Source organism: Pseudonocardia oceani (genome assembly GCF_019263585.2).
GTDB classification, from domain to species: Bacteria; Actinomycetota; Actinomycetes; order Mycobacteriales; family Pseudonocardiaceae; genus Pseudonocardia; species Pseudonocardia oceani.
In genome coordinates this window covers 5596806-5620000 of the sequence record NZ_JADQDF010000001.1, presented here as the reverse complement: position 1 = coordinate 5620000, position 23195 = coordinate 5596806, and the positions used below count along the sequence as shown (strand labels likewise).

Annotated in this window: 23 protein-coding genes; 12 read left to right on the top strand and 11 right to left on the bottom strand. The window is 75.4% G+C overall.

Translation table 11 applies throughout. From position 1 onward, the window contains the following. Window positions 1–151 precede the first annotated feature (151 nt). A complete protein-coding gene (locus I4I82_RS28145) occupies window positions 152–868 on the top strand; it encodes a tyrosine-protein phosphatase (protein ID WP_275948782.1) in 717 nt (238 codons plus the stop codon). Window positions 869–902: 34 nt separating this feature from the next. Then, entirely contained in the window at window positions 903–1586 is a 684-nt protein-coding gene (locus I4I82_RS28140) for a haloacid dehalogenase-like hydrolase (RefSeq protein ID WP_218594284.1), read from the top strand. Window positions 1587–1686: 100 nt separating this feature from the next. Here I4I82_RS28140 and I4I82_RS28135 read toward each other — a convergent pair whose 3' ends face one another. Further along, window positions 1687–4248 (bottom strand): Tex family protein, encoded by a 2562-nt coding sequence (locus I4I82_RS28135; RefSeq protein ID WP_218596231.1) that lies wholly within the window; start codon window positions 4246–4248, stop codon window positions 1687–1689. 158 nt (window positions 4249–4406) lie between these two features. On the opposite strand from I4I82_RS28135, the gene I4I82_RS28130 reads away from it, so the two are divergent. From I4I82_RS28130 to I4I82_RS28120, 3 genes are all read left to right on the top strand, one after another. Then, window positions 4407–4607, top strand: a complete 201-nt coding sequence (locus tag I4I82_RS28130) for a hypothetical protein (protein WP_218592482.1) — start codon at window positions 4407–4409, stop codon at window positions 4605–4607. A 123-nt stretch (window positions 4608–4730) separates the two neighbouring features. Further along, complete coding sequence (locus I4I82_RS28125) at window positions 4731–5222, top strand: hypothetical protein (RefSeq protein ID WP_218592481.1); 492 nt, start codon at window positions 4731–4733, stop codon at window positions 5220–5222. A gap of 129 nt (window positions 5223–5351) precedes the next feature. Continuing rightward, window positions 5352–7271: a primary-amine oxidase gene (locus I4I82_RS28120; RefSeq protein WP_218592480.1), complete on the top strand. Its 1920-nt coding sequence runs from the start codon at window positions 5352–5354 to the stop codon at window positions 7269–7271. Between the two features lie 119 nt (window positions 7272–7390). Here I4I82_RS28120 and I4I82_RS28115 read toward each other — a convergent pair whose 3' ends face one another. Both I4I82_RS28115 and I4I82_RS28110 read right to left on the bottom strand, forming a co-directional pair. After that, entirely contained in the window at window positions 7391–8575 is a 1185-nt protein-coding gene (locus I4I82_RS28115) for a class I SAM-dependent RNA methyltransferase (RefSeq protein ID WP_218592479.1), read from the bottom strand. Further along, a complete protein-coding gene (locus tag I4I82_RS28110) occupies window positions 8572–10602 on the bottom strand; it encodes an APC family permease (protein WP_218592478.1) in 2031 nt (676 codons plus the stop codon). The genes I4I82_RS28115 and I4I82_RS28110 overlap by 4 nt, the downstream gene beginning before the upstream one ends. Window positions 10603–10662: 60 nt before the next feature. Between I4I82_RS28110 and I4I82_RS28105 the strand changes: the two genes are divergently transcribed. Then, the gene (locus I4I82_RS28105; RefSeq protein ID WP_218592477.1) at window positions 10663–11325 is read left to right on the top strand and encodes a potassium channel family protein; all 663 of its coding nucleotides are present in this window, start codon (window positions 10663–10665) and stop codon (window positions 11323–11325) included. A gap of 2 nt (window positions 11326–11327) precedes the next feature. Further along, window positions 11328–11984, top strand: coding sequence for a potassium channel family protein (locus I4I82_RS28100; protein ID WP_218592476.1), 657 nt, complete (start codon window positions 11328–11330; stop codon window positions 11982–11984). Window positions 11985–12018: 34 nt separating this feature from the next. On the opposite strand, the gene I4I82_RS28095 is transcribed toward I4I82_RS28100, so the two are convergent. Next, on the bottom strand, window positions 12019–12657 hold the full coding sequence (locus tag I4I82_RS28095; protein ID WP_226370291.1) for a DUF3159 domain-containing protein: 639 nt from the start codon (window positions 12655–12657) through the stop codon (window positions 12019–12021). Further along, entirely contained in the window at window positions 12654–13031 is a 378-nt protein-coding gene (locus tag I4I82_RS28090) for an OB-fold nucleic acid binding domain-containing protein (RefSeq protein ID WP_218592475.1), read from the bottom strand. The genes I4I82_RS28095 and I4I82_RS28090 overlap by 4 nt, the downstream gene beginning before the upstream one ends. 99 nt (window positions 13032–13130) lie before the next feature. On the opposite strand from I4I82_RS28090, the gene I4I82_RS28085 reads away from it, so the two are divergent. Then, a complete protein-coding gene (locus I4I82_RS28085; RefSeq protein ID WP_226370290.1) occupies window positions 13131–13880 on the top strand; it encodes an alpha/beta fold hydrolase in 750 nt (249 codons plus the stop codon). A gap of 32 nt (window positions 13881–13912) precedes the next feature. Here the strand turns inward: I4I82_RS28085 and I4I82_RS28080 are convergent, their stop codons facing one another. Both I4I82_RS28080 and dut read right to left on the bottom strand, forming a co-directional pair. Next, the gene (locus I4I82_RS28080; protein ID WP_218596230.1) at window positions 13913–16414 is read right to left on the bottom strand and encodes a DUF3710 domain-containing protein; all 2502 of its coding nucleotides are present in this window, start codon (window positions 16412–16414) and stop codon (window positions 13913–13915) included. Then, window positions 16411–16881: a dUTP diphosphatase gene (gene dut, locus I4I82_RS28075; protein WP_218594386.1), complete on the bottom strand. Its 471-nt coding sequence runs from the start codon at window positions 16879–16881 to the stop codon at window positions 16411–16413. Before dut ends, I4I82_RS28080 begins: the two co-directional genes overlap by 4 nt. A gap of 134 nt (window positions 16882–17015) precedes the next feature. On the opposite strand from dut, the gene I4I82_RS28070 reads away from it, so the two are divergent. Continuing rightward, window positions 17016–17498, top strand: coding sequence for a DUF3093 domain-containing protein (locus I4I82_RS28070; protein WP_218594383.1), 483 nt, complete (start codon window positions 17016–17018; stop codon window positions 17496–17498). 102 nt (window positions 17499–17600) lie between these two features. On the opposite strand, the gene I4I82_RS28065 is transcribed toward I4I82_RS28070, so the two are convergent. Further along, entirely contained in the window at window positions 17601–17900 is a 300-nt protein-coding gene (locus tag I4I82_RS28065; RefSeq protein WP_172164589.1) for a DUF4193 domain-containing protein, read from the bottom strand. A 220-nt stretch (window positions 17901–18120) separates the two neighbouring features. Here I4I82_RS28065 and I4I82_RS28060 point away from each other — a divergent pair, with 220 nt between their 5' ends. Both I4I82_RS28060 and cei read left to right on the top strand, forming a co-directional pair. Further along, window positions 18121–19245, top strand: a complete 1125-nt coding sequence (locus I4I82_RS28060) for a phosphotransferase family protein (protein WP_226370289.1) — start codon at window positions 18121–18123, stop codon at window positions 19243–19245. After that, the gene (gene cei, locus I4I82_RS28055) at window positions 19242–19874 is read left to right on the top strand and encodes an envelope integrity protein Cei (protein ID WP_218596228.1); all 633 of its coding nucleotides are present in this window, start codon (window positions 19242–19244) and stop codon (window positions 19872–19874) included. The genes I4I82_RS28060 and cei overlap by 4 nt, the downstream gene beginning before the upstream one ends. Before the next feature lie 4 nt (window positions 19875–19878). Here cei and I4I82_RS28050 read toward each other — a convergent pair whose 3' ends face one another. Beyond that, window positions 19879–20745, bottom strand: a complete 867-nt coding sequence (locus I4I82_RS28050) for an inositol monophosphatase family protein (protein ID WP_226370288.1) — start codon at window positions 20743–20745, stop codon at window positions 19879–19881. 231 nt (window positions 20746–20976) lie between these two features. Between I4I82_RS28050 and I4I82_RS28045 the strand changes: the two genes are divergently transcribed. Next, a complete protein-coding gene (locus I4I82_RS28045; RefSeq protein WP_218594531.1) occupies window positions 20977–22377 on the top strand; it encodes an RNA polymerase sigma factor in 1401 nt (466 codons plus the stop codon). A gap of 51 nt (window positions 22378–22428) precedes the next feature. Here I4I82_RS28045 and I4I82_RS28040 read toward each other — a convergent pair whose 3' ends face one another. Next, window positions 22429–22620 (bottom strand): hypothetical protein, encoded by a 192-nt coding sequence (locus tag I4I82_RS28040; protein WP_218594530.1) that lies wholly within the window; start codon window positions 22618–22620, stop codon window positions 22429–22431. 43 nt (window positions 22621–22663) lie between these two features. Beyond that, window positions 22664–23167: an SDR family oxidoreductase gene (locus tag I4I82_RS28035; protein WP_218594529.1), complete on the bottom strand. Its 504-nt coding sequence runs from the start codon at window positions 23165–23167 to the stop codon at window positions 22664–22666. Between the last annotated feature and the right edge of the window lie 28 nt (window positions 23168–23195).

The following is a 23195-nucleotide window of genomic DNA, read 5'->3' as shown; positions in this document are numbered from 1 at the left end:
GCGGTCTCTGATGGTCTCAACGCACCATCGGCCTCACATACTCCCAGGTGACGCCGCTCACGGCGACGGCGGGTCACCTGACGCGGAGATCACACGGGCTCTCGGTCACGACGTCGCCCGCCGTTCACCTGCGGACGGCAGCCTGGACGGCGTGACGAACCACGCCCCCGCCAACCTCCGGGACCTCCGCGGACTGCGCACCGACGACGGCCGGATCGTCCGCCGCGGTGTCCTCTACCGCAGCGAGCTGCCGCTGTCGGACACCGCCGCGTCGGCCGAGGTCGCGGTGTGGCCGCCCGCCGACGTCATCGACCTGCGCGTGCCCGGCGAGCACCCCGCCCCGCACCGGCTCGACCTCCCCGGCACCACCGTGCACTCCGTCCCGATGGGCGCCGACCTCGCACCCGCGCTGGCCGCCGAGCGGCCCACCGGCCACGACCTGGCCGAGGCCTACGCGATCCTCGTCCGCGACGCGGCCGACCGGATCGCGCACATCGCCGCGCTCGTCGCCGACTCCCCCGGCCCCGTCCTCGTGCACTGCACCGCGGGCAAGGACCGCACCGGCGTCGTCGTCGCGGTGCTGCTGCGCGCGGTCGGCGTGCGCCGGGACGACGTCGTCGCCGACTACCTGCGCACCGAGGCCAACCTCCCCCGCCTGTGGGCCACGCTGCGCGCCGCCGGGATCCCCGAGCCGCGTAACCGGGCCCTGATGGGCGTGCACCGCGCGGCGCTGGAGGCGGTGCTCGACGAGGTCGAGGCGCACGAGTGCGGCGCCGCGGGCTGGCTGGCCGCGCACGGCGTCGACGGCGCCGCGCTGGCGCGGCTCTCGGACCGCCTTCTCGGCAGGGCCTACGAGTCGGCCGCCTGACGTCGGAACCAGAGGCATGACGCAGGATCGGCCCATGAGGCTGATCCAGTGGGACGTCGACAAGACCCTGCTCGTCGCGGGTGGGTTGGGCGTCGACGCGTTCGCCGCGGCCTTCACCGCCGTCACCGGGGTGCCGTGGCGCGGCGCGCTCGTCGCGGCGGGGCGCACCGACCTGTCGATCACCCCCGAGCTGTTCGCCCGGCACGGCATCGACGACGCCGGCCCGCACCTGGAGCCGTTCTTCGCCCGCTACACCGCCGAGTTCGCGTCCCGCGCCGATCAGCTCCCCGCGCACGGCACGCTGCTGCCCGGTGCCGCCGCGGTGCTGGCCGCGCTGGCCGGGCGGCCCGGGGTCGTGCAGACGCTGGTCACCGGCAACATCGCGGCGGTCGGCGTCGCGAAGGTGACGGCGTTCGGGCTGCACCCGCACCTCGACACGGCGGTCGGCGGCTACGGCGACGACCACTCGGTCCGCACCGAGCTCGTGCGCCGCAGCCGCGAGCGCGCCGAGGCCGCCTACGGCCCCTTCGCCGACGCGGACGTGCTCGTCGTCGGCGACACCGTGCACGACGTGGCGGCCGCGCTCGGGGCGGGCGTCGTCGCCGTCGGGGTGGCGACGGGGCCGGCGACCGTCGAGGAGCTCACGGCCGCGGGCGCCCACCACGTCCTCCCGGGCCTGGACGACGTGGAGCGGGCGGTGGCGGTGCTGACGGGCTGACCCGCCCCGCTCGCACACACCTCCGGGGGCTCGCACACAGGTCCGGCCCTGTGTGCGACCCCCGCGGCCTGTGTGCGAGCCGGGTGGGAGTGGCCTGCGGCTACTTGTCCTTCGCCAGCCCGGCGCGGCGCAGGGCATCGGCCATCGCGCTGTTGCCGAGGCCGCCGCCGCCCGAGCCGCCGGAGCTGCTCGACCCGCCGCGCGGGGCACCGCTCTTGCCCCCGCCGCCCTTGCCGCCGCCCTGGGCACCGCCGCCGCCGGCACCGCCCCTGGCTCCGGCCCCGGCCTTGCCCCCGGCACCGCCCTTGGCGCCGCCACCGGGACGGCCGCCGCGCTGGTCTCGGCCACCGGGTCCGCCGCGGTCGCCCCCGGCACCCCGGCCGCCACCGGCACCCTCGGGACGTCCGCCGCCGCGGCGGCCCTTGGGCACACCGTCGGCGCCCACCTCGTCGTCCAGGCGCAGGGTCAGCGAGATCCGCTTGCGGGCCTCGTCGACCTCCATGACCTTGACGCGCACGACGTCGCCGGTCTTGACGACGTCGCTCGGGTCGGACACGAAGTCCTTCGACATCGCCGACACGTGCACGAGCCCGTCCTGGTGCACGCCCACGTCGACGAACGCGCCGAACGCGGCCACGTTCGTGACCTGACCCTCCAGCAGCATCCCGGGGCGCAGGTCGGAGATCTTGTGCACGCCCTCGGCGAAGGTCGCCGTGCGGAAGGCCGGGCGCGGGTCGCGGCCGGGCTTCTCCAGCTCGGCGAGGATGTCGGTGACGGTCGGCAGGCCGAACTTGTCGTCGACGAACTGCTGCGGCTTGAGCGACTTCAGCTTCGGCGCGTTGCCGATCAGCGACCCGATCTCGACCTTCGCCGCGCCCAGGATGCGGTGCACCACCGGGTAGGCCTCGGGGTGGACGCCGGAGACGTCGAGCGGGTCGTCGCCGCCGCGGATGCGCAGGAAGCCCGCGCACTGCTCGAACGCCTTCGGGCCCAGCCGCGGGACGTCGGCCAGCGCGGTGCGGGTGCGGAACGGGCCGTGCGCGTCCCGGTGGGTGACGATCTGCGTCGCCAGGCCCTCGGTGATGCCCGAGACGCGGCGCAGCAGCGGCACCGACGCGGTGTTGACGTCGACGCCGACCGCGTTCACACAGTCCTCGACGACCGCGTCGAGCGAGCGCGAGAGCGCCGACTCGGCGAGGTCGTGCTGGTACTGCCCCACGCCGATCGACTTCGGGTCGATCTTCACGAGCTCGGCCAGCGGGTCCTGCAGCCGGCGCGCGATCGAGACGGCGCCGCGGATGGAGACGTCGAGGTCGGGCAGCTCCGCCGACGCGAACGCCGACGCCGAGTACACCGACGCCCCGGCCTCGCTGACCGTGACCGGCGTCAGCTTCAGTGCGGGGTTGGTGGCGGCGAGCTCGCGGGCGAGCTGGTCGGTCTCGCGCGACGCCGTGCCGTTGCCGATCGCGACGAGCTCGACGTCGTGCGCGGCGGCCAGCCTCGTCAGCGTCGCCAGGGCGCCCTTCCAGTCCTTGCGGGGCTCGTGCGGGTAGACGGTGTCGGTGGCGACGACCTTGCCGGTGGCGTCGACGACGGCGACCTTCACGCCGGTGCGCAGCCCCGGGTCCAGACCCATCGTGGCGCGGCTGCCGGCGGGGGCGGCGAGGAGCAGGTCGCGCAGGTTGGTGGCGAAGACGCCGATGGCGCCCTCCTCCGCGACGGTGCGCAGCCGGACCCGGATGTCGATGCCCAGGTGCAGCAGGATGCGGGTGCGCCAGGCGAAGCGGACGACGTCGCCGAGCCACTTGTCGGCCGGGCGGCCCTCGTCGGTGACGCCGAACGCCGCCGCGACCGTCGCCTCGTAGTCGGTGCGCACGCCAGGCTCGACAGGCTCGCGGTCGGGCTCCAGGGCGATGTCGAGGACCTCCTCGTTCTCCCCCCGGAACGCGGCCAGGATGCGGTGGCTGGGGAGCTTGGTGAACGGCTCGGAGAAGTCGAAGTAGTCGGCGAACTTCGCGCCCTCGGTCTCCTTGCCCTCGCGCACCTTCGTGACGAGCCGACCGCGGGTCCACATCCGCTCGCGCAGGCCGCCGATGAGGTCGGCGTCCTCGGAGAACCGCTCGACGAGGATCGAGCGCGCCCCCTCCAGCGCCGCGGCGGCGTCGGCCACGGCCTCGGTGACGTAGCCGGCCGCGGTGGCCTGCGGGTCGAGCGAGGGGTCGGCGAGCAGGGCGTCGGCCAGGGGCTCCAGGCCGTTCTCCCGCGCCGCCATCGCCTTCGTGCGGCGCTTGGGCTTGAACGGCAGGTAGATGTCCTCCAGGCGCGCCTTCGACTCCGCGGCCCGGATCTGCTCCTCCAGCGGGGGCTCGAGCCTGCCCTGCTTCGCGATCTCCTCCAGCACCGCGGCGCGCCGCTCCTCCAGCTCGCGCAGGTAGCGCAGGCGCTCCTCGAGCGTGCGCAGCTGCGCGTCGTCGAGGGTGCCGGTGGCCTCCTTGCGGTAGCGGGCGATGAACGGCACCGTGGCGCCGCCGTCGAGCAGCTCGACGGCCGCGGCGACCTGGTTCGGCCGGACGCCGAGCTCGTCGGCGATCCGCTGCTCGACGGTGTGCGGGCGGGTCCCGGGCTGGCGGGTCTTCTGCGGTGCGGGGGCAGTACTCGTCACCGGTCACATGGTGCCCGGTCACGCGCGGCGCTCCACGCCCGGGCGGGCCCGGCGTTCCCGTTCGGGGCCTCGCGCTCGACACGGGCGGGCGACACGGGCGCCACGTGGGGGTCGCACGCTGCAGCGATCCCCTCGTCCCAGCCCCGCAGGGAGTGCCCATGACCGCCACGGCCGACCCACCCACCACCACCCGCGAACCCGGGCAGCTCGCCGGCGGCGCGCTCGGGCTGACCTCCGTGCTGTTCTGCATCGTCACCGGCGCCGCGCCGCTGACGGCCGTGCTGTTCGACGTCCCGGTCGCCACCCCGGGCGGTGGGTACGCCCCCCCGCCGCATTCGCGGTCGCCACCGCCGCGCTGACGATCTTCTCCGTCGGCTGCATCGCGATGAGCAGGCGCGTGACGTCCGCGGGCGGCCTCTACACGTTCGTCGCCCGGGGCTCGGGCGCGTGGTCGGCGTGGGGGCCGGCCTGCTGATCGGCTGATGACCGTGCTCGCGCTGTTCCACATCGGGCTGACAGCGAAGGCGCTCGGCGTGCTCGCGGTGGGGGTGCTCGCCGTCGGGGGCGCGGAGGGCTTCTCGCTGCGGCCGCTGAACCCGGTGGAGATCTTCGACAACCCGGCCGCGGTCGGGGTGTTCGGCGGCGGCGCGGCCCGGATCGCGCTGTTCGCGGCGTTCTGGTCGTGGGTCGGGTTCGAGATCGTCACCGGCTCCTTCGCCTGCGCGCAGGCCTTCTACGACACCGGCGCCCGCTACGCCTTCTCCCTCGCCCGCGAGGGGGTGCTGCCCGCGGCGCTCGCGCGGGTGTCCGCGACGCGCAGCCCGGTGCCGGCGGCGATGCCCGTGACGGCGATCGTGGCGCGACGGGTTCCACTGGTGGACGACGCTGGTGGTCCCGATCCTCGGCGGTCTGGCGATGGCCGGCGCGTGCGTGCTGCTCGTCGTCAACAGGTCCGATCTGTCCGGAGCGGGTGACGCGCCCTACATCCGGGTGCTTCCCTGGGTGGTGCTCGCCGTGTTCCTCGTCGGGATGGCCGTGGCGCTCGTGCTGCGGTCCCGGCGCCCGCTTGTCTACGCCCGTCTCGGGCAGTTCGAGGTGACGACATGACCGCAGTGATCACCGGCCATCCGCTGGAGCCGCTGACCGCCGACGAGATCACCGCGGCCACCGCGGTCCTGCGCGACTCCGAGCGCTTCACCCCCGCCATGCGGTTCGTCTTCGTGGCGCTGCACGAGCCGCCGAAGTCGGTGGTGCTCGGCTGGTCGGGCGAGGAGGTCCCGCGCGAGGCGCACCTCGTGCTCTACGAGCGCGGCACCCGCAACACCTACGAGACCGTGGTCTCGCTCACCGAACGCGCGGTCGTCGCGTGGACGCACGTGCCCGGCGTGCAGCCGCCGATCATGGCCGAGGAGTTCGAGTCCTGCGAGTCCATCGTCATGGCCGACAGCCGCTGGCAGGAGGCCATGCGCCGGCGCGGCGTCGAGGACTTCTCGCTCGCGATGGTCGACCCGTGGGCGTCGAGCTGGACCGGGCCGGAGGACGACCCGTCGCAGCGCCGGATCGCCCGGCCGCTGACGTGGCTGCGGTCCGCGCCCGGGGAGCACGGGTACGCCCGGCCCGTCGAGGGGCTGATCGTGCTGGTCGACCTGGACGCCGGCGCGGTCATCGACGTCACCGACCACGGGATCGTCCCGTTCCCGACGCAGGCCGGGAACTACGAGGAGCCGTGGATGTCGCAGCCGGGCAACGTGCCCGCGTTCGACGGCCCGCGCACCGACGTCAAGCCGATCGAGATCACCCAGCCCGAGGGTCCGTCGTTCACGGTCGACGGGCACGCGGTCGCGTGGCAGAAGTGGACGCTGCGGATCGGGTTCACCCCGCGCGAGGGTCTGGTGCTGCACCAGGTCGCCTACGACGGGCGGCCGATCGTGCACCGCGCGTCGCTCGCGGAGATGTACGTCCCGTACGGCGACCCGGCGCCCACGCACCGCTTCAAGAACGTGTTCGACCAGGGCGAGTACGGCGTCGGGTGGCTGGCCAACTCGCTGACGCTGGGCTGCGACTGCGTCGGCCACATCCACTACTTCGACGGCGTCGTGCACGACAACGACGGCGCGCCCGTCGTCATCCCGAACGCGGTGTGCATGCACGAGGAGGACGCCGGGATCGCCTGGAAGCACACCGACTTCCGCACCGGTGCCGTGCAGGTGCGGCGCCGGCGGCGGCTGGTGGTGTCGACGATCGTCACCGTCGGCAACTACGAGTACGGCTACTTCTGGTACCTCTACACCGACGGCACGATCGAGTACGAGGTCAAGCTGACGGGCGTCATCTCGACGGCGGCGATCGCCCCCGGCGAGGTGCCCGAGCACGGCACGCTCGTCGCGCCCGGGCTGTACGGGCCCAACCACCAGCACTTCTTCTGCGTGCGCCTGGACATGACCGTCGACGGCGTCGCGAACACGGTCGTGGAGGTCGACTCCGCGCCCAGCCCGGCGGGCCCGGCCAACCCGCACGGCAACGCGTGGCACGTCGAGAAGACGGTGCTGGCGTCGGAGGCGGTGGCCCAGCGCGACGTCGACGCGTCGCGGGCGCGGTACTGGAAGATCCAGAGCGCGGAGCGGACGTCGGCGCTGGGGGCGCCCACGGCCTACGCCCTCATGCCGGGCGCCACGGTGCCGCCGATGTACTCCCCCGACGCGGTGTTCGCGCCGCGCGCGGGGTTCACCGGGCACCAGCTGTGGGTCACGGCGAGCGACGACACGCAGCGCTACGCCGCGGGCGACTACCCCAACCAGCACCCCGGCGGCCAGGGACTGCCGGCGTACGCGGCGGGCGACCGTCCGCTCGAGGCCACCGACGTCGTCGTCTGGTACACCTTCGGCGCCCACCACGTGGTGCGTCCGGAGGACTGGCCGGTGATGCCGGTGAGCACGGCGGGTTTCATGCTCAAGCCGAGCGGGTTCTTCGACGGCAACCCCTCGCTCGACCTGCCCGCCAGCAGCCCGCACTGCCATTCCTGACACACCCGTGAGCGGCAACCGTGGCCAGAGCCGCGGTTGCCGCTCACGAGCGGCGGAGCCGCAGCGGCCCGCGCCCGTCGCCCGGGCGGGGGTCCGGCGTCAGGGCAGGGGTCCGGCGCTCAGGAGCGCACGAACAGCGCGACGCACTCGAAGTGGTGCGTCATCGGGAACGCGTCGAAGGCCCGCAGCTCGGTGAGCGCGTAGCCGCGCCCCTCGAACAGGGCCACGTCGCGCGCCAGCGACGCCGGGTCGCAGGCCACGTGCACGATCCGCGCGGGCCCGCGCGCCACCAGCGACTCGACGAGCTCGCGGCCCAGCCCCTTGCGCGGCGGGTCGGCGACGATGACGTCGGGCTGCCCGTCGAGCGTGGTCACCAGCTTCTCGACGCGCCCGACGCGCCACCCGATCTGCGGGAGGTCGGCCAGCGCGGCCCGCCCGTCGGCCACGGCCTGCCGCGACGACTCGACGACGGTGACCCCGCCCGCGGGCCCCACCTGCTCCGCGAGCACCGCGGCGAACAGGCCGACGCCGCCGAACAGGTCCCACGCCACGCCGCCCGCCGGGACCTGCGCCCACTCGCCCACGACCGCGGCGAGCGTGTCGGGCAGCGCCGGGTGCACCTGCCAGAACACCCCGGGCGAGAGCCGCCACTCCCGGCCCGCGGCCCGCTGGACGACAGGCCCGTCCTCGGGGAAGCCGCCCGCGTGCGGGCCGGGGGCGTCGACGTGCAGCAGCCCGTCGGCGTCGGAGGCGATCTCCACCTCTCCCCCGGGCTCGAACGCGTGCTCCAGCACGGGCGGCAGGCTGCCGGCCGGGGCGAGCGGGCAGTCGGCGATGGGGAGGACGTCGTGGCTGCGGTGCGCGCGCAGCCCGGCGCGCCCGGCCTCGTCGACGGCCAGGCGCACGCGGTGCCGCCAGCCCAGCGGCCCTCCGGGGAGCTCCTCCACCTCGGTCGGGCGCACGATCCCGGCGAGGCGCTGCAGCTGCTCGGCGAGCACGGTGGCCTTGAGCGCGCGCTGGGCGGCGGGGTCGGCGTGCTGCAGGTCGCAGCCCCCGCACCCGCCCGCGCGGGCCCAGTCGCACGGCGCCGGGACGCGCTGCGGGGAGGCGTCGAGCACCTCGACGGCATCGGCGCGGCAGAACGAGCCGCCGCCGTCCTCGTTGACGACCGCGCGCACGCGCTCGCCGGGCAGCGCGTGCCGCACGAACACGACCCGCCCCTCCGACCGCGCGACGCAGTGCCCGCCGTGCGCGACGGGGCCGATCTCGAGGTCGAGGATCCGGTCGGTCCAGTCGAGCGTCATCGGCGTGCCTTCACAGGGAGGTCGGGGGCGCGGTCGCGCGCGGGCGTCTCGTACCCGCGGCGGGCCGAGCCGGGTGGGGTCTCCGGGCGCGGCGTGGCGACCCGCTCGGAGGACGCGAGCTGCCACGGCACGCTCGTCACCATCACCCCGGGCTGGAACAGCAGCCGGCCCTTGAGCCGCAGCGCGCTCTGGTTGTGCAGGATCTGCTCCCACCAGTGCCCGACGACGTACTCGGGGATGAACACGGTGACGACGTCGCGTGGGTTGTCGCCGCGGATGCGCTTGACGTAGTCGAGCACCGGCTTCGTGATCTCGCGGTACGGCGACTCGATCACCTTGAGCGGCACCGGGATCTTGCGCTTGTCCCAGTCGCGCATGAGCCGCTTCGTGTCGGCCTCGTCGACGTTGACGGTGACGGCCTCCAGCACGTCGGGCCGCGTGGCCCGGGCGTAGGCGACGGCCCGCAGGGTCGGCTTGTGCAGCGTGGAGACCAGCACGATGGCGTGGTTGCGCGAGGGCAGCACCCCGTCGACGTCGCCCGCCACCAGCTCGGCCGACACCCGGTCGTAGTGCTTCTGGATCGCGAGCATGAGGACGTAGAACACGGCCATCGCGGCGATCGCGATCCACGCGCCGCGGGTGAACTTGGTGATCAGCACGATGACCAGCACGACGCCGGTCATCCCCGCACCGAACCCGTTGACGACGCGCGCGCGGCGCATCCGGCTTCGCTCGGCGGGGTCGGTCTCGGTGGCGAGGTGGCGGTTCCAGTGCCGCAGCATGCCGAACTGGCTGAGCGTGAACGAGGTGAACACGCCGACGGTGTAGAGCGCGATCAGCCGCGTGACCTCGGCCTGGAAGCCGACGACCAGCAGGATCGCCACCCCGGCCAGCACGAGGATGCCGTTGGAGAAGGCGAGGCGGTCGCCGCGGGTGTGCAGCTGGCGGGGCAGGTAGCGGTCCTGGCTGAGGATCGAGCCGAGCACCGGGAAGCCGTTGTAGGCGGTGTTGGCGGCGAGCACCAGGATCAGCGCGGTGACGACGACGACGAAGAAGAAGCCGAAGCGGAAGTCGTCGAACACGGCGTCGGCCAGCTGCGCCACCAGCGTCTGCTGGACGTAGCCGGCCGGGGCGCCGGGGAACTGCACCGCCGGGTTCTCGGCGATCTTCGCGCCGGTGAGCTGCGCCAGCCAGATCAGGCCCATGAACATGGTGACCGAGATGCCGCCCAGCAGCAGCAGCGTGGTGGCGGCGTTGCGCGACTTGGGCTTGCGGAACGCCGGCACGCCGTTGCTGATCGCCTCGACGCCGGTGAGCGCCGCGCAGCCCTGGGTGAACGAGCGGAGCACGAGCAGCGCCAGCGCGAGGCCGGTGAGCGCGTCGCCCTCGGCCACCAGGTCGAGGCTCGCGCTGGGCGCCTGCACGGTCTCGCCGAGCAGCAGGATCCGCGTCAGGCCCCAGACGATCGTCGTGGCGATGCCGAGCATGAACGCGTAGGTCGGGATCGCGAACGCCACGCCCGACTCGCGGATCCCCCGCAGGTTGACGGCGGTGAGCACGATGATCGCCGCCACCGCGAACTGCACCTTGTGCTCGGCGACGTAGGGCACGAGCGCCCCGACGTTGGCCGCGGCCGCGGAGATCGAGACGGCGACGGTGAGCGTGTAGTCGACGAGCAGCGCGCTCGCCACGGTGAGCCCGGCGCGCTTGCCCAGGTTGACCGTCGCGACCTCGTAGTCGCCGCCGCCCGACGGGTAGGCCTTGACGTTCTGCCGGTAGCTCGTGACCACCGTGAGCAGCACGACGACGACCGCCAGCCCGATCCACGGCGAGAACGCGTAGGACGCGACGCCGGCGATCGACAGCGTCAGGAAGATCTCCTCGGGCGCGTAGGCGACCGACGACATCGCGTCGGAGGCGAAGACGGGGAGCGCGATGCGCTTGGGCAGCAGCGTGTGGCTGAGTCGATCGCTGCGCTGCGGCCGTCCCACCAGGATGCGCTTCACCGCGGTGGCGAGCGTGGACACGCGCGCAGCCTATGCCTGCGACCCGACGTCCGAGCACCGGGCGCGCTAACGTTCCCCCTCGTGTACGTCGTGATCATGGGGTGCGGCCGGGTCGGCTCGTCGCTCGTCGCCGGGCTGGAGCGGCTCGGCCACGAGGTGGCGGTCGTCGACCGGAACCCGCAGGCCTTCCGCAGGCTCGGGCCCGAGTTCCACGGGCGCCAGGTCGTCGGCGAGGGCTTCCACCGCGAGGTGCTCGTGGAGGCCGGTGTGGAGAAGGCGCAGGCGTTCGCCGCGGTCTCCAGCGGCGACAACTCCAACATCATCGCCGCGCGGGTCGCGCGCGAGAACTTCGGCGTCGAGCGGGTCGTCGCCCGCATCTACGACGAGAAGCGCGCCGCGGTCTACGAGCGCCTGGGCATCCCCACCGTCGCCACCGTGCCGTGGAGCACCGACCGGCTGCTGCGGATGATCCTGCCCGACGGCGTCGCGTCGGCGTGGCGGGAGCCGTCGGGCACGGTGGCGATCCTGCCGCTGCCGGTGCACGAGGACTGGGTCGGGCACCCGGTGTCCGAGCTCGAGCGCGTCACGGGGTCGCGGGTGGCGTTCATCGTCCGCTTCGGCACGGGCGTGCTGCCCCGGCCCGACACCGTGGTGCAGGCCGAGGACACGGTCTACGTCGCCGCCGTCTCGGGCACCGTCAGCGACGTCACGGCCGCCGCGGCCGCCGCACCCCAGGAGTCCTGACCATGCGCGTCGCCATCGCCGGGGCCGGGGCCGTCGGCCGCTCCATCGCCCTCGAGCTCCTCGACAACCGCCACCAGGTGATGCTCATCGAGCGCGAGCTCGCGAACATCGCGCCGGAGACGGTCGAGGCCGCCGAGTGGGTCCACGCCGACGCGTGCGAGCTCTCCACGCTCGAGGACGCCGACATCGAGAGCTGCGACGTCGTCATCGCCGCCACCGGCGACGACAAGGTCAACCTCGTCGTGTCGCTGCTGGCCAAGACCGAGTTCGCGGTGCGCCGCGTCGTCGCCCGCGTCAACGACCCGCGCAACGAGTGGCTCTTCGGCGACAACTGGGGCGTCGACGTCGCGGTGTCCACGCCGCGCCTGCTCGCCGCGCTCGTCGAGGAGGCCGTGGCCGTCGGCGACCTGGTGCGCCTGCTGACGTTCCGCCAGGGCCAGGCCAACCTCGTGGAGGTCACGCTGCCCGAGGACACGCCGCTGGCCGGGCGCCCCGTGCGCTCGGTGAAGCTGCCGACCGACTCCGCGCTCGTCGTGATCCTGCGCGGCGGCCGCGTGATCGTGCCCCAGGGCGACGACGCCCTCGAGCCGGGCGACGAGCTGCTCTTCGTGGCCACCACGGCCGTCGAGGAGGACATCCGCGCCGCGCTGGAGCGCTGACCACCGGAGCGCTGACCGCCCGGCTGCCGACCGATCAGGTCGCGGGGGTGCCCGTCGTGCGGTGGGCGCGGCGGACGGCCCAGATCGTGAACAGCAGCGCCAGGCCGGTGAGCGGGTAGCCCATGGCCAGGCGGGCGACGCCGAGCCAGGTCTCCTCGTTGGCGTCGTAGAGCAGGCCCTGCAGCACGACGCGCGAGGCGAACACGAGCGTCCAGAGCAGCGTGGCCCAGGTGTAGGCGCGGAGCAGGGCGGGGTTGCGCCGCCAGCCGTGCCCGTCGCCGTTGACGCCGTGCCACACCACGCCGGCCAGCGGCCAGCGCACCAGCACCGACACCAGGAACGCCAGCCCGAAGAACGCGCTGGTGATCAGGCCGGGTAGGTAGAAGCCTCGGGCCTCGCCGGTGCGGGAGGCGATGAACGCCGCCAGGCCGACGCCGAACAGCCCCGAGATCGCGGGCTGCAGCGGCTGCTTGCGCACGATCCGGTACACCGCCACGGCGACGCCGGCCACGAGCGCGGCGATGATCGCGGGCTGGAGGTCGGACAGGACGTTGGCGACGACGAACACGCCCACCGGGATGGTGGAGGCGATGACGCCGGACACACCGCCCATCTGGTCGAGCAGCGTCGGCGTCTCGCGCGCGGGCCGCTCCCCGTCGGGACCAGCCGTCACTGGGCCTGGCAGATCTCGTAGTACGGGTTGTAGAGCACCTTGCGCCCGTCGCGGACGGCGAGCCGCCCCCGCACGCGCATGGTGCGTCCGGGCTCGATGCCCGGGATGCGCCGCCTGCCCAGCCAGATCAAGGTGACCCCTTCGCTCCCGTCGAACAGCTCCGCCTCCAGGGACGCGTTCGCGTCCTGCGGGCAGAACTCCACGCTGCGGAGCCTACCGAGCACCTCGACCTCCTCGCCGCAGGCGCAGTCCGAGGCCCGCTGGGCACCGGACTTCTCGGCGTCGGAGGAGAGGTCGTCGGCGTCCAGGGTGTCGACGTCGCTGGTGAGACGCTTGAGCATCCGCTTGAACGCGCCACCGTCGGTGGTGCCCATCTCTCCCCCATCACATCCGGGCCCGCCGTCGGGCCCGCTACGGTCACCAATGTAACTCCCCGGAAACCTGCGTCGATGCCACCGGACGGGGCCGATCCCGTGATCCGAGCCGCGCGTGCCGCGCCGAGCGCCGAACGGCGGCCCGCCACGGCGGTCGTGCTGCCCGGGTCCGGTTCGGACGACGTGTTCGTGCGCTCGGCGTTCGCCGGTCCGCTGCGCGACGCCGGGATCGCGCTGGTCGCGCCCGCACCGCGGCGGGGCCGCGACGTCGTCGCCGGGTACCGGGCCGCGCTGGACGCCGCGCTCGACCGCACCGACGGCCCGCTGCTGGTCGGCGGCGTGTCGCTGGGGGCGCACGTGGCGGTGCGGTGGGCGGCGCGCACCGGTCTCGCGGAGGGTCGGGTGGCCGGGCTGCTGCTGGCGCTGCCCGCGTGGGGCGGCGACCCGGCGGACGCCCCGGCCGCGCTCGCCGCCCGGCTGACCGCGGCGCAGGTGCGCGGCGGCGGGCTCGCCGCGGCGGCGGGCGCGGCGCGGTCCGGCGCCCCGGCCTGGCTGGCCGACGAGCTCGCCCGGGCGTGGGCCGCGCACGGCGACGGGCTGGCCGACGCCCGCGACGCCGCGGCGGCCGAGCCCGGGCCCTCGCCCGCGGACCTGGAGGGGCTGGACGTGCCCGCCGGGCTGGTCGGGCTCACCGGCGACGCCGTGCACCCGCTGGCGGAGGCCCGGCGCTGGGCGGGCCTGCTCCCCCGCGCGGTGCTGGAGACCTCGACGCTCGACGCGTTCGGCGCCGACCCCGCCGTCCTGGGGCGGGCCGCGGTGTCGGGGTGGCGGCGGGCGCAGGGCCGGTAGCCCGGAGCCGGCCCGCGCCAGCGGGGCACGGGTCAGCGGGGGCGGGAGTGGCGGCCCGGGCCCGGGTCGTCGCTCCCGATGGTCCGGCCGCCGCGCGCCGACGGCGGCGCCCAGTCGGGGTCCGGTGGCACGTCGACGCTGCGGCGGCGGCGCGGACGGGCCGCCCCGCCCTCGTCGGCCGCGCTGCCGGTGACCCTCGGCAGGGGGTCGGTGACGCCGTCCTCGGGGGCGCGGCGGCGGCCCGACGGGCGCAGGTCGTCGGACCGGCGGGTGCTGTGCCCGCCGGACTCCCAGCGCGCCGGGGTCGGCTCGCCGGGCGGGGCCTCGGGCTCGTAGCGGGAGCGGCGGCGGCCGGGGCGCTCGCGGACGAGTGCGGCGAGGTCGAGGGTGGCCTCGACGGCCGGGCCGGTGCCGGTGTCCTCGGCGCGACGGCGTCGGCCGGTGCGGGGCACCTCGGGCGCAGCCCGACGGTCGCCGTACCCGTAGCGGTCCCCGTTCCGGTCCTCGCGGGGGCGGCCGTGGCGCGAGAGGTCCTCGTACGGATCCGCGAGGTACGGACCGGCACCGGGGTCGGCCGCGGGCGTCTCGGGCGGGAGCGCGGGCCACCACTGCGTGGCGGCGGGGTCGTCGGCCGACCGGGCGGGGGGCTCGGGGCGCAGGGCGTCGTGCCGTTGGGGGTCGGGCCGGACGGGGTCGGAACGGAACGGGTCCGGGCGGAGGGGGTCGGGACTCAGGGGATCAGGCCGCAGGGGGTCGTCGTGGCCCGGGGCGCCGACGTGGCCGCCGAGGAGGCCGGAGTCGTCGAAGCCCGGGTCGCGGGCGCCGCTGTAGCCGGCGGGGGGCGCGGAGAGGTCGTCGTGCAGCGGGGTGGCGGCGGCCCACGGGTCGGCGGCCGACCAGGGTTCGCTCGACGGACGGGCGCCCGACGGCTCCGGGTCGTGGCGCAGGGGCTCGTGGCGCAGGGGCCGGATCTCGGTTGGCGCGACGTCGGAGCCGCGGTCGTCGGGTCGGCCGTCGTACCGGTCCGCGGTGCGGTGGTCGGAGCCGGACCGGTCAGGGGCGGACCGGTCGAGGGCCGGCCACCACTCGGTCTCGGCGCTGTCGGCGACGGGGTACCGGTCGGCGGAGCGGTCGCCCGACGAGCCGAGGCCCAGCGCCGTGGTCGGGTCGGGTCCGAGGGCGTCGTCGGGCTGCCCGGCCGGAGCGGCCCAGAGCGGGACGGGCGTCTCCGACGGGCGGTCGCGCGGCCCGTCGCGCCGGGCGGCGGGCAGGGCCTGCGTCGGGTCGGCCGTGCTGCGGGCCGGCGTCGACCCGTACGAGGGGGAATCGTACGGCGGCGAGTCGTAGGGCGAGGGCTCGGGCTGCCGGGGCTGCGGCGACCACGCCTCGGTGTACCGCGTCTCCTCCGCCCACGACCCGCCCGACGACGGGCCGGCGCCGAGGGGATCGGAGCGGAAGGGGTCGGAGCCGAGGGGGTCGGGGCCGAGGGGGTCGGACGCCCCGGACCACGCCGCGGCGGCGGGCCGCACGGGCGGCGCCGGGTGGGCGGGCGGCGCGACCGGCGGCACCGACCGCGCCGCGGCCGGGCGGGCCACGGCGGGCCGCACGACCGTCGGGGCGTCGATGCGCCGCGGCACCACCGGCGCGGGTGCGCGGACCGGGACCGGAGCAGCACCGGGACGATCCCCACCGGGACGATCCCCACCGGGCGGCGGACCGGGCCGTCCAGGACCCACCGGAGGCAGGTGGGCGGGCGGGAGGTGGGCGGGGGGAACGGCGGGCCGGCACTGCGGAGCCCGCACCGGACCGGAGCCCGCACCCTCGGCGAGCGGGTCGTCGTAGCCCGGCGCGTCGTCGTGGTGCGGGAGCTCGTCGTGGCGGCGGGGCGGCGGCCCGGGCACCCCGAGCGCCGAGCCGTCGACGACGTCGACGTCGGCCAGCTCCTCGGGAACCGTCAGCGGCAGCACCGTGCGCACCGGGAACGGCGAGCGGCCACGGTCGACGACGGTGCCCTTGAGCATCTGCCGCAGCGCCGCGTCGAGGTCGCCGGCGTGCCGCTCGGGCCCGGTGGCGACGCCGTAGAGCATCCACCGCGCCCCGTCGACGCCCACGAACACCGACAGGGCGGCGCCGGTCTGCGCGTGCAGCTCGCGGCCCCAGTCGCCCTGGAAGGACCGCACGCGGGCCCCGCCCTCGCGCAGCGAGCTGTCGATCTCGGCCACCAGCTCGGCCCACAGGCCCGACGACTTCGGCGCCGCGAGCGCACTCACCGACAGCCGCCCGCCGGGCAGCGCGATGTGCACGGCCTGCAGCCGTCCGTCGGCCGTCGGCTCGACGGTGACCGAGCCCTCCGGCGGCACCGGCACGCGGATGGACCCGAAGTCGAGCAGCCCGGGGTCGACGACGGCGGGGTCGAGGTCCTCGGCGTCGAACGGGCCGAAGTCGCGCGAGGCGGCGAGGCGGCGGCGGATGGCCGCCGTGCCGAACGTGCCGGTGGCCGTGGAGCGGCGCCCGACGCGGGCGTCGGCCGTCACCGCGCACCCCCGAGGACCGCGTGCCCGCCGGTCGACCCGTGCCCGCCCGGGCCGCGCTCGGACTCCGGCAGCGCGTCGACCTCCACGAACCGCACCTGCTCCACCCGCTGCACGACCAGCTGCGCGATCCGGTCGCCGCGCACCAGGCGCACCTCGTCCTGCCCGAGGTTGACCAGGCAGACGCGGATCTCGCCGCGGTAGCCGGCATCGACCGTGCCGGGGGCGTTGACGATCGACAGCCCGGTCCGCGCGGCCAGCCCGGACCGGGGGTGCACGAACCCGGCGTACCCCTCGGGCAGCGCGACCGCGACCCCCGTGCCGACGAGCTCGCGACGCCCGGGGGCCAGCACGACGTCGGTGGTGCAGGCCAGATCGACGCCCGCGTCGCCGGGCCGCGCGTAGGCGGGCAGCGGCAGCGACGGGTCCAGCCGCACGACCTCGACGTCGAGCGGACGCGCGGCAGCCACGGCGGCGGCGCGCTCGTCGACCGGCGTCCCGACCTGCGCGCGCGGGGACGGCGCGGCGGGCGGTGCGGTGGACGGCGCCTGCTGGGGAGCATCGACGGGGCCGGACACGACGGCCGACGCTACCCTGAGGAATCGTGAACGAGCACGCACCGGCCACGGACCCTGCGACGTCCGGCACCTCCGGATTCGACGAGCGGTTGTCCGTGCCGTGGTGGTGGTACCTCCCGGCGATCGGCGTCGCGGTGCTCCTGGGCGCCGAGATCCACATGGGCTACCCGGGCATCCGGGCGTGGATCGGCTACGCCGCGCTGATCCCGCTGGCGGTCGCCGTGCTGGTCTGGCTGGGGCGGGTGCGCGTGCAGGTCCGCGACGGCGAGCTGCGGGCCGGCGGCGCCGCGCTGGCGCTGCGGCACGTGGGCCGCGTCGACGTGCTGCGCGACCGCGACGAGAAGCAGGTGGCGCTCGGTCCCGACCTCGACCCGACCGCCCACCTGCTGCACCGCGCGTGGGTGCGTCCGGTGGTGCGGGTGGAGGTCACCGACCCGGAAGACCCGACGCCGTACTGGGTGGTCAGCGTGCGCGACGCCGAGGGGCTGGTCCGGGCCCTGGGCCGCTGACTCCTGGGCCACGGGTCGCCGGCTCCGGGCCACTCGGTCCGGCTGCGCACACGAAGACGCCCCGGAACCTCGCGGGTCCGGGGCGTCGAAGTGGACGGTGCGTCAGGCCGCGCAGTCGCGGCAGACGAACTGGGGGCTGCTCTCGGCCAGGCGGCTGCGGTGGTGCACCAGGAAGCAGCTGGAGCAGGTGAACTCGTCGGCCTGCTTCGGGATCACCTTGACGGTGAGCTCCTCGCCGGACAGGTCGGCGCCCGGGAGCTCGAAGCTCTCGGCCGTGTCGGTCTCGTCCACGTCGACCACGGACGACTGAGCCTCGTTGCGACGGGCCTTCAGCTCGTCGAGCGAGTCCTCCGCCATGTCGTCGGTCTCGTTGCGCCGTGGAGCGTCGTAGTCGGTTGCCATCGTCCCACCCTCTGTGAACAGCAGTTCTTCGTCGTCGTGCCGCTGGACAACGTCACAGCAGCAGGGTTTGTGCCCGGGCCCGGAGTGACCCCGGTCTCACTCGCCGGAGGCTCCCCGCGCCTGTCCCGGGGCGCGAACCCTAACCCACCCGTCAAGCCCCTGCGAGGGTGCCCGTGACGGGCCCGGCCCGGCGGCGCGCCGCGGGCTAGGGTTCCGGTTCGTGACCGCGTCGACGCCCCCCGGATCCACCCCCGACGGCACCCCGTACGGCATCGTCCCCGGCGCCGATCCCGGCACCGTCGGGCCGTGGCTGGCCGAGCGTCTGGGCGATCCCCGGTGGGCGGAGTGCGCGCTGTCACCGATCGGCGGCGGCCGCTCCAACCTCACCTACCGCGTCGACAGCGCGGCGGGCGCGGTCGTGCTGCGCCGCCCGCCGGTCGGGCAGGTCGCGGCCACCGCGCACGACATGGGGCGCGAGCGGCGGGTCATCGCCGGCCTGGCCGGCACCGCGGTGCCCGTGCCGGCCGTGCTGGCGTGGTCCGAGGAGGGCCCGCCCGTCGACGCGCCGTGCTTCGTCATGGAGCTCGTCGACGGCGTGGTGCCGCTGGGCGAGCTGCCGGCGGGCTGGGCCGACACCGGGGCCGACCGCGCCCGCGCCGGAGCCGCGCTGGTCGACGTGCTGGTCGCGCTGCACGCCGTCGACCCCCACGAGGTCGGGCTCGGCGACTTCGGCCGTCCCGAGGGGTTCATGGCCCGTCAGGTCCGCCGCTGGGGCAAGCAGTGGGACGCGGCGCGCGAGTCGGGCGGGGCGGTCGAGGAGGGCACCGCCACCGCGCTCACGGGGCTGGGCGCGGCGCTGGCCGAGCGGGTCCCCGAGGCGCAGCGGCACACGATCGTCCACGGCGACTACCGCATCGACAACTGCCTCTTCGACACCGACGACCCCGGCCGCATCCGCGCGGTGCTCGACTGGGAGCTCTCGACCCTCGGCGACCCCCTCGCCGACCTGGGCCTGCTGCTCGTCTACTGGCACGAGGCCGACGACGAACCGGTGTGGCGGGCCGCGCAGCACCTGTCGAGCCCGACGCGCCTGCCCGGCTTCCCCACTCGCACCGAGATCGCCGCCGCCTACGCCCGCGGCTCGGGCCTCGACCTGGAGCAGCTGCCCTGGTACGTCGCCTTCGGCGCCTTCAAGCTCGCCGTGGTGCTGGCCGGGATCCTGGCCCGCGTGCACGCCGGGATGGTGCCGGCGTCGATGGCCGAGGGCCTCGACGACGCGGTCGACCCGCTCGTCGCGCTCGGCGAGCACGTGCTGGCCCACGGCCTCGGGCGGGGTGCCCGGTGACCGCGGTCCCCTACCGCCGCAGGCGGCGCACGCCGATCGTCGCGGTGGTGTCCGTGCTCGCCGTGATCGCGGTCGTCACCTGGACCGTCGTGCTGGTCGGCGCGTCCGGTCCGAGCGGCCCGCAGTCCTGCCCGACCCCGGTGGCCGGGGCATCGCCCGGCGTGACGCTGGAGGCCGGGGCGCTCGACGCCGTCGCGCCCGCGCCGCCCGCCGCCATCCCGGTGCGCGTGCTCAACGCCGGCGGCCAGCGCGGCCAGGCCAACCTCGTGGCCGCGCAGCTCGACGACCTGGGCTTCGGCACGGCGGGCCCGCCCGACAACGACCCCTTCTACCCCGACGGCGACATGGACTGCGTCGGGCAGGTCCGGTTCGGCCCCGCCGGTGAGGCCGCCGCGGGCACGCTCGCGCTGGTGCTGCCGTGCGCGGAGCTCATCCGCGACGAGCGCGCCGACGAGACCGTCGACGTCGCGGTGGGCACGGGCTTCGGCGACGTCAACCCGCCCCGCCCCGTCCGCGACGTGCTGGAGACGCTCGGCGCCCCCTCCCCCGCCGACGACGGCGAGGCCGGCGCGCCCGCCCCGCCGGACCCGGCGGCGCTCGCCGAGGCGCGCAGCACGACGCCCTGCTGACCGGTCACACCGAGGCGGCTCCGGCCTCCCGGGCCAGCTCCGCCAGCGCGTCCGCGACGCCCGGTGCGGCGGCGAGCAGGGCGTCGGCGCCGAGGCCGTCGTCGGGCGGTGCGAGCCCCGCGACGCCGGGCGTGCGCACGACCGCGCCCGCCTCCCGGGCGACGAGCGCCGCCGCGGCCCAGTCCCACCAGCTGCAGCCGTGCTCCAGGTAGCCGTCGGTCCAGCCGGCCGCGACCGCGCACAGGTCGAGAGCCGCCGAGCCGGTGCGCCGGACGTCGCGCACGCGGGGCAGCAGCGCCGCGACCATCCCCGCCTGCCGGGCCCGCCGCGTCCCGTCGTAGGCGAAGCCGGTGCCCAGCAGCGACAGCGCGGGGTCGGTGGCGCCCGACGCCGCGAGCGGCCGCCCGTCGCAGGTGGCGCCCAGGCCGAGCGCGGCGCTCCAGACCCGGCCGGAGTCGGGCTCCACGACCGCGCCCGCGAGCGTCTGCCCGGCGCGGGTGGCGGCCACCGAGATCGCGTACCAGGGCAGGCCGTAGAGGAAGTTGACCGTGCCGTCGATCGGGTCGACGACCCACACCACGCGCTCGGGGTCGACGCCCGCGCTGCCGCCGTGCTCCTCCCCCACCACGGCGTCGGCCGGACGCAGTGCGGCGAGGCGTTCGCGCACCAGCGTCTCGACCGCGGTGTCCGAAGCCGTCACGACGTCGGTCGGGGTGCTCTTGGTGGCGACCGAACCGGCCGCGCCACCGGATTCCCACGGCCTCGGGAGGCCGCGCAGGTGCTCGGCCGCCTCGGTGGCGATCCGCACCGCGACCAGGCGCAACGCCTCCTGGTCGACCGTCGGGGCAGGGCTGTCGGAGGGGGTGCTCACGACGTCATCCGATCACATCCGGAGGGTCCGGACACGCCTACGGGATGCGAGGCGCGAGCACTGCGGGCGCACGCAGTTACAATGGGTCCGCACCCCATCGCGGGACGCCCGCCTCCGGTACCTCCGGGGGGCGACGCGACGGGGTTCGTGACCACACAAGATTCTCGTCAGGCAGCCGGTGCATGCTTTTCTCCGGCTCACCACAGAGCGCACCGTAGTGAGAGGGCCTAGGTGGCAGCCGCAGATTCCGCAACCCGTACCGAGCCGACGGCCGACCAGGCCGCCGCTCCCGCCCCGGCACGTCGGGCACCTCGGGCGAAGACCGCACCGAAGCCGCGTGCCCCCCGCACCGGCACCAAGGCCGCCCCCGCGAAGAAGGCGGGCGACGAGCCCGCCGACCTCGACGGCGCGGACGTCGACGGCGTCGAGCTGGACGGAGCCCCCGAGGGCGCCGATCTGGAGGAGGTCGAGGTCGACCTCGACGACGCCGAGCTCGTTCCCGATGCGCCCGCCAAGAGCGTCCAGGTGCCCGGCAAGGCCACCGACGAGGACGAGGACGACGAGGACGACGAGGACGAGCCGGCCAACACCGGCGTCAACCGCCGCGGCCCCCGCGAGCGCTCCTCCACCCCTACGAAGTCGTCGGACTTCGTCTGGGACGAGGAGGAGTCCGAGGCTCTCCGCCAGGCCCGCAAGGACGCCGAGCTCACCGCCTCGGCCGACTCGGTCCGCGCGTACCTCAAGCAGATCGGCAAGGTCGCGCTGCTCAACGCGGAGGAGGAGGTCGAGCTCGCCAAGCGCATCGAGGCCGGCCTCTACGCCGCCGAGCGGCTGCGCCGCGCGATCGACGCCGGCGAGAAGGTCTCCCCGCAGCTGCGCCGCGACCTCCGCTGGATCGTCCGCGACGGCGAGCGCGCCAAGAACCACCTGCTGGAGGCCAACCTCCGCCTCGTGGTCTCCCTGGCCAAGCGCTACACCGGCCGCGGCATGGCGTTCCTGGACCTGATCCAGGAGGGCAACCTCGGTCTGATCCGCGCGGTCGAGAAGTTCGACTACACCAAGGGCTACAAGTTCTCGACCTACGCCACGTGGTGGATCCGGCAGGCCATCACCCGCGCGATGGCCGACCAGGCGCGCACCATCCGCATCCCGGTGCACATGGTCGAGGTCATCAACAAGCTGGGTCGCATCCAGCGCGAGCTGCTCCAGGACCTGGGCCGTGAGCCCACCCCGGAGGAGCTCGCCAAGGAGATGGACATCACCCCGGAGAAGGTGCTGGAGATCCAGCAGTACGCCCGGGAGCCCATCTCGCTCGACCAGACCATCGGCGACGAGGGCGACTCCCAGCTCGGCGACTTCATCGAGGACTCCGAGGCGGTCGTCGCCGTCGACGCGGTGAGCTTCACGCTGCTGCAGGACCAGCTCCAGTCGGTGCTGGCCACGCTGTCCGAGCGCGAGGCGGGCGTGGTGCGGCTGCGGTTCGGCCTCACCGACGGCCAGCCCCGCACGCTCGACGAGATCGGCCAGGTCTACGGGGTCACCCGTGAGCGGATCCGGCAGATCGAGTCGAAGACGATGTCGAAGCTGCGCCACCCGTCGCGGTCCCAGGTGCTGCGCGACTACCTGGACTAGGCACGTTCCCGACCACGGCCCCCGAGCTCCGGCTCGGGGGCCGTCGTCGTGTCAGCGGAACGCGTCCACGTGCGCGACGGCCCAGGCCGCGAACGTCGTGCCGGGCCGCCCGGCGAGCTCCTCGACGACCGGTGTCGCCTCCCGCGGGTGCTCCGCGAAGCCGCCGAGCACGGCGTCGACGTACCAGCCCGCGTCCGCGCCCATCACCGGCTCCAGCACCGCGACGGCCTCGTCGCGGGGCACCTCGACGAAATCGACCGGCTCCCCCAGAGCCGCGGCGATGTGCTCAACGAGCGCGGTCCGGCGGAGCGTCTCCGGGCCGGTGAGGGCGTGGGCCCGGTGCACGTGCGCCCCGGTCGTCGAGCAGCGCCGTCGCGGCCACCGAGGCGATGTCGTCCATGGCGACCGGCGCGCTCGCGGCGTGCGGCCACGGCTCGCGCACCGTCCGCGTCGGCCGGACCTGCGGGGCCCAGGTGAGCGCGTTCTCGAAGAAGTCGCCCGGCCACAGGTGCGTCCACGCGATCCCGGACGCCTCGACGGCCCGCGTCACGCTCCCCCACCAGCTCTCCGGCTCCCCGGACAGGTCGACGACGTGCCGCACGCCCGCGTCGCGCGCCGCGGCCAGCACCTCGTCGACGGTGTCGGGGGTCGGCGCGAGGTACATCCGGTCGACGCCGCGCAGCGCCGCGGGCAGCGTGTGCGGCCGGCGCAGCCAGCCCCGCGCGACCTCCACGCCCTCGGGCAGCGCGGCCCGCACCGGGTCGGTGGTGAGCGCGCCCAGGATCGTCATGGGGCCCGAGCGTAGGCGAGCGGCACTC

Excerpts from the sequence above, each read along its gene's own strand:
- I4I82_RS28035 (WP_218594529.1), bottom strand. The coding sequence starts at position 23,167 with ATGACGATCCTGGGCGCGCTCACCACCGACCCGGTGCGGGCCGCGCTG.
- I4I82_RS28120 (WP_218592480.1), top strand. The coding sequence starts at position 5,352 with ATGACCGCAGTGATCACCGGCCATCCGCTGGAGCCGCTGACCGCCGAC.
- I4I82_RS28130 (WP_218592482.1), top strand. The coding sequence starts at position 4,407 with ATGACCGCCACGGCCGACCCACCCACCACCACCCGCGAACCCGGGCAG.
- I4I82_RS28065 (WP_172164589.1), bottom strand. The coding sequence starts at position 17,900 with ATGGCAACCGACTACGACGCTCCACGGCGCAACGAGACCGACGACATG.
- I4I82_RS28100 (WP_218592476.1), top strand. The coding sequence starts at position 11,328 with ATGCGCGTCGCCATCGCCGGGGCCGGGGCCGTCGGCCGCTCCATCGCC.
- I4I82_RS28115 (WP_218592479.1), bottom strand. The coding sequence starts at position 8,575 with ATGACGCTCGACTGGACCGACCGGATCCTCGACCTCGAGATCGGCCCC.
- I4I82_RS28125 (WP_218592481.1), top strand. The coding sequence starts at position 4,731 with ATGACCGTGCTCGCGCTGTTCCACATCGGGCTGACAGCGAAGGCGCTC.
- I4I82_RS28140 (WP_218594284.1), top strand. The coding sequence starts at position 903 with ATGAGGCTGATCCAGTGGGACGTCGACAAGACCCTGCTCGTCGCGGGT.
- I4I82_RS28090 (WP_218592475.1), bottom strand. The coding sequence starts at position 13,031 with ATGGGCACCACCGACGGTGGCGCGTTCAAGCGGATGCTCAAGCGTCTC.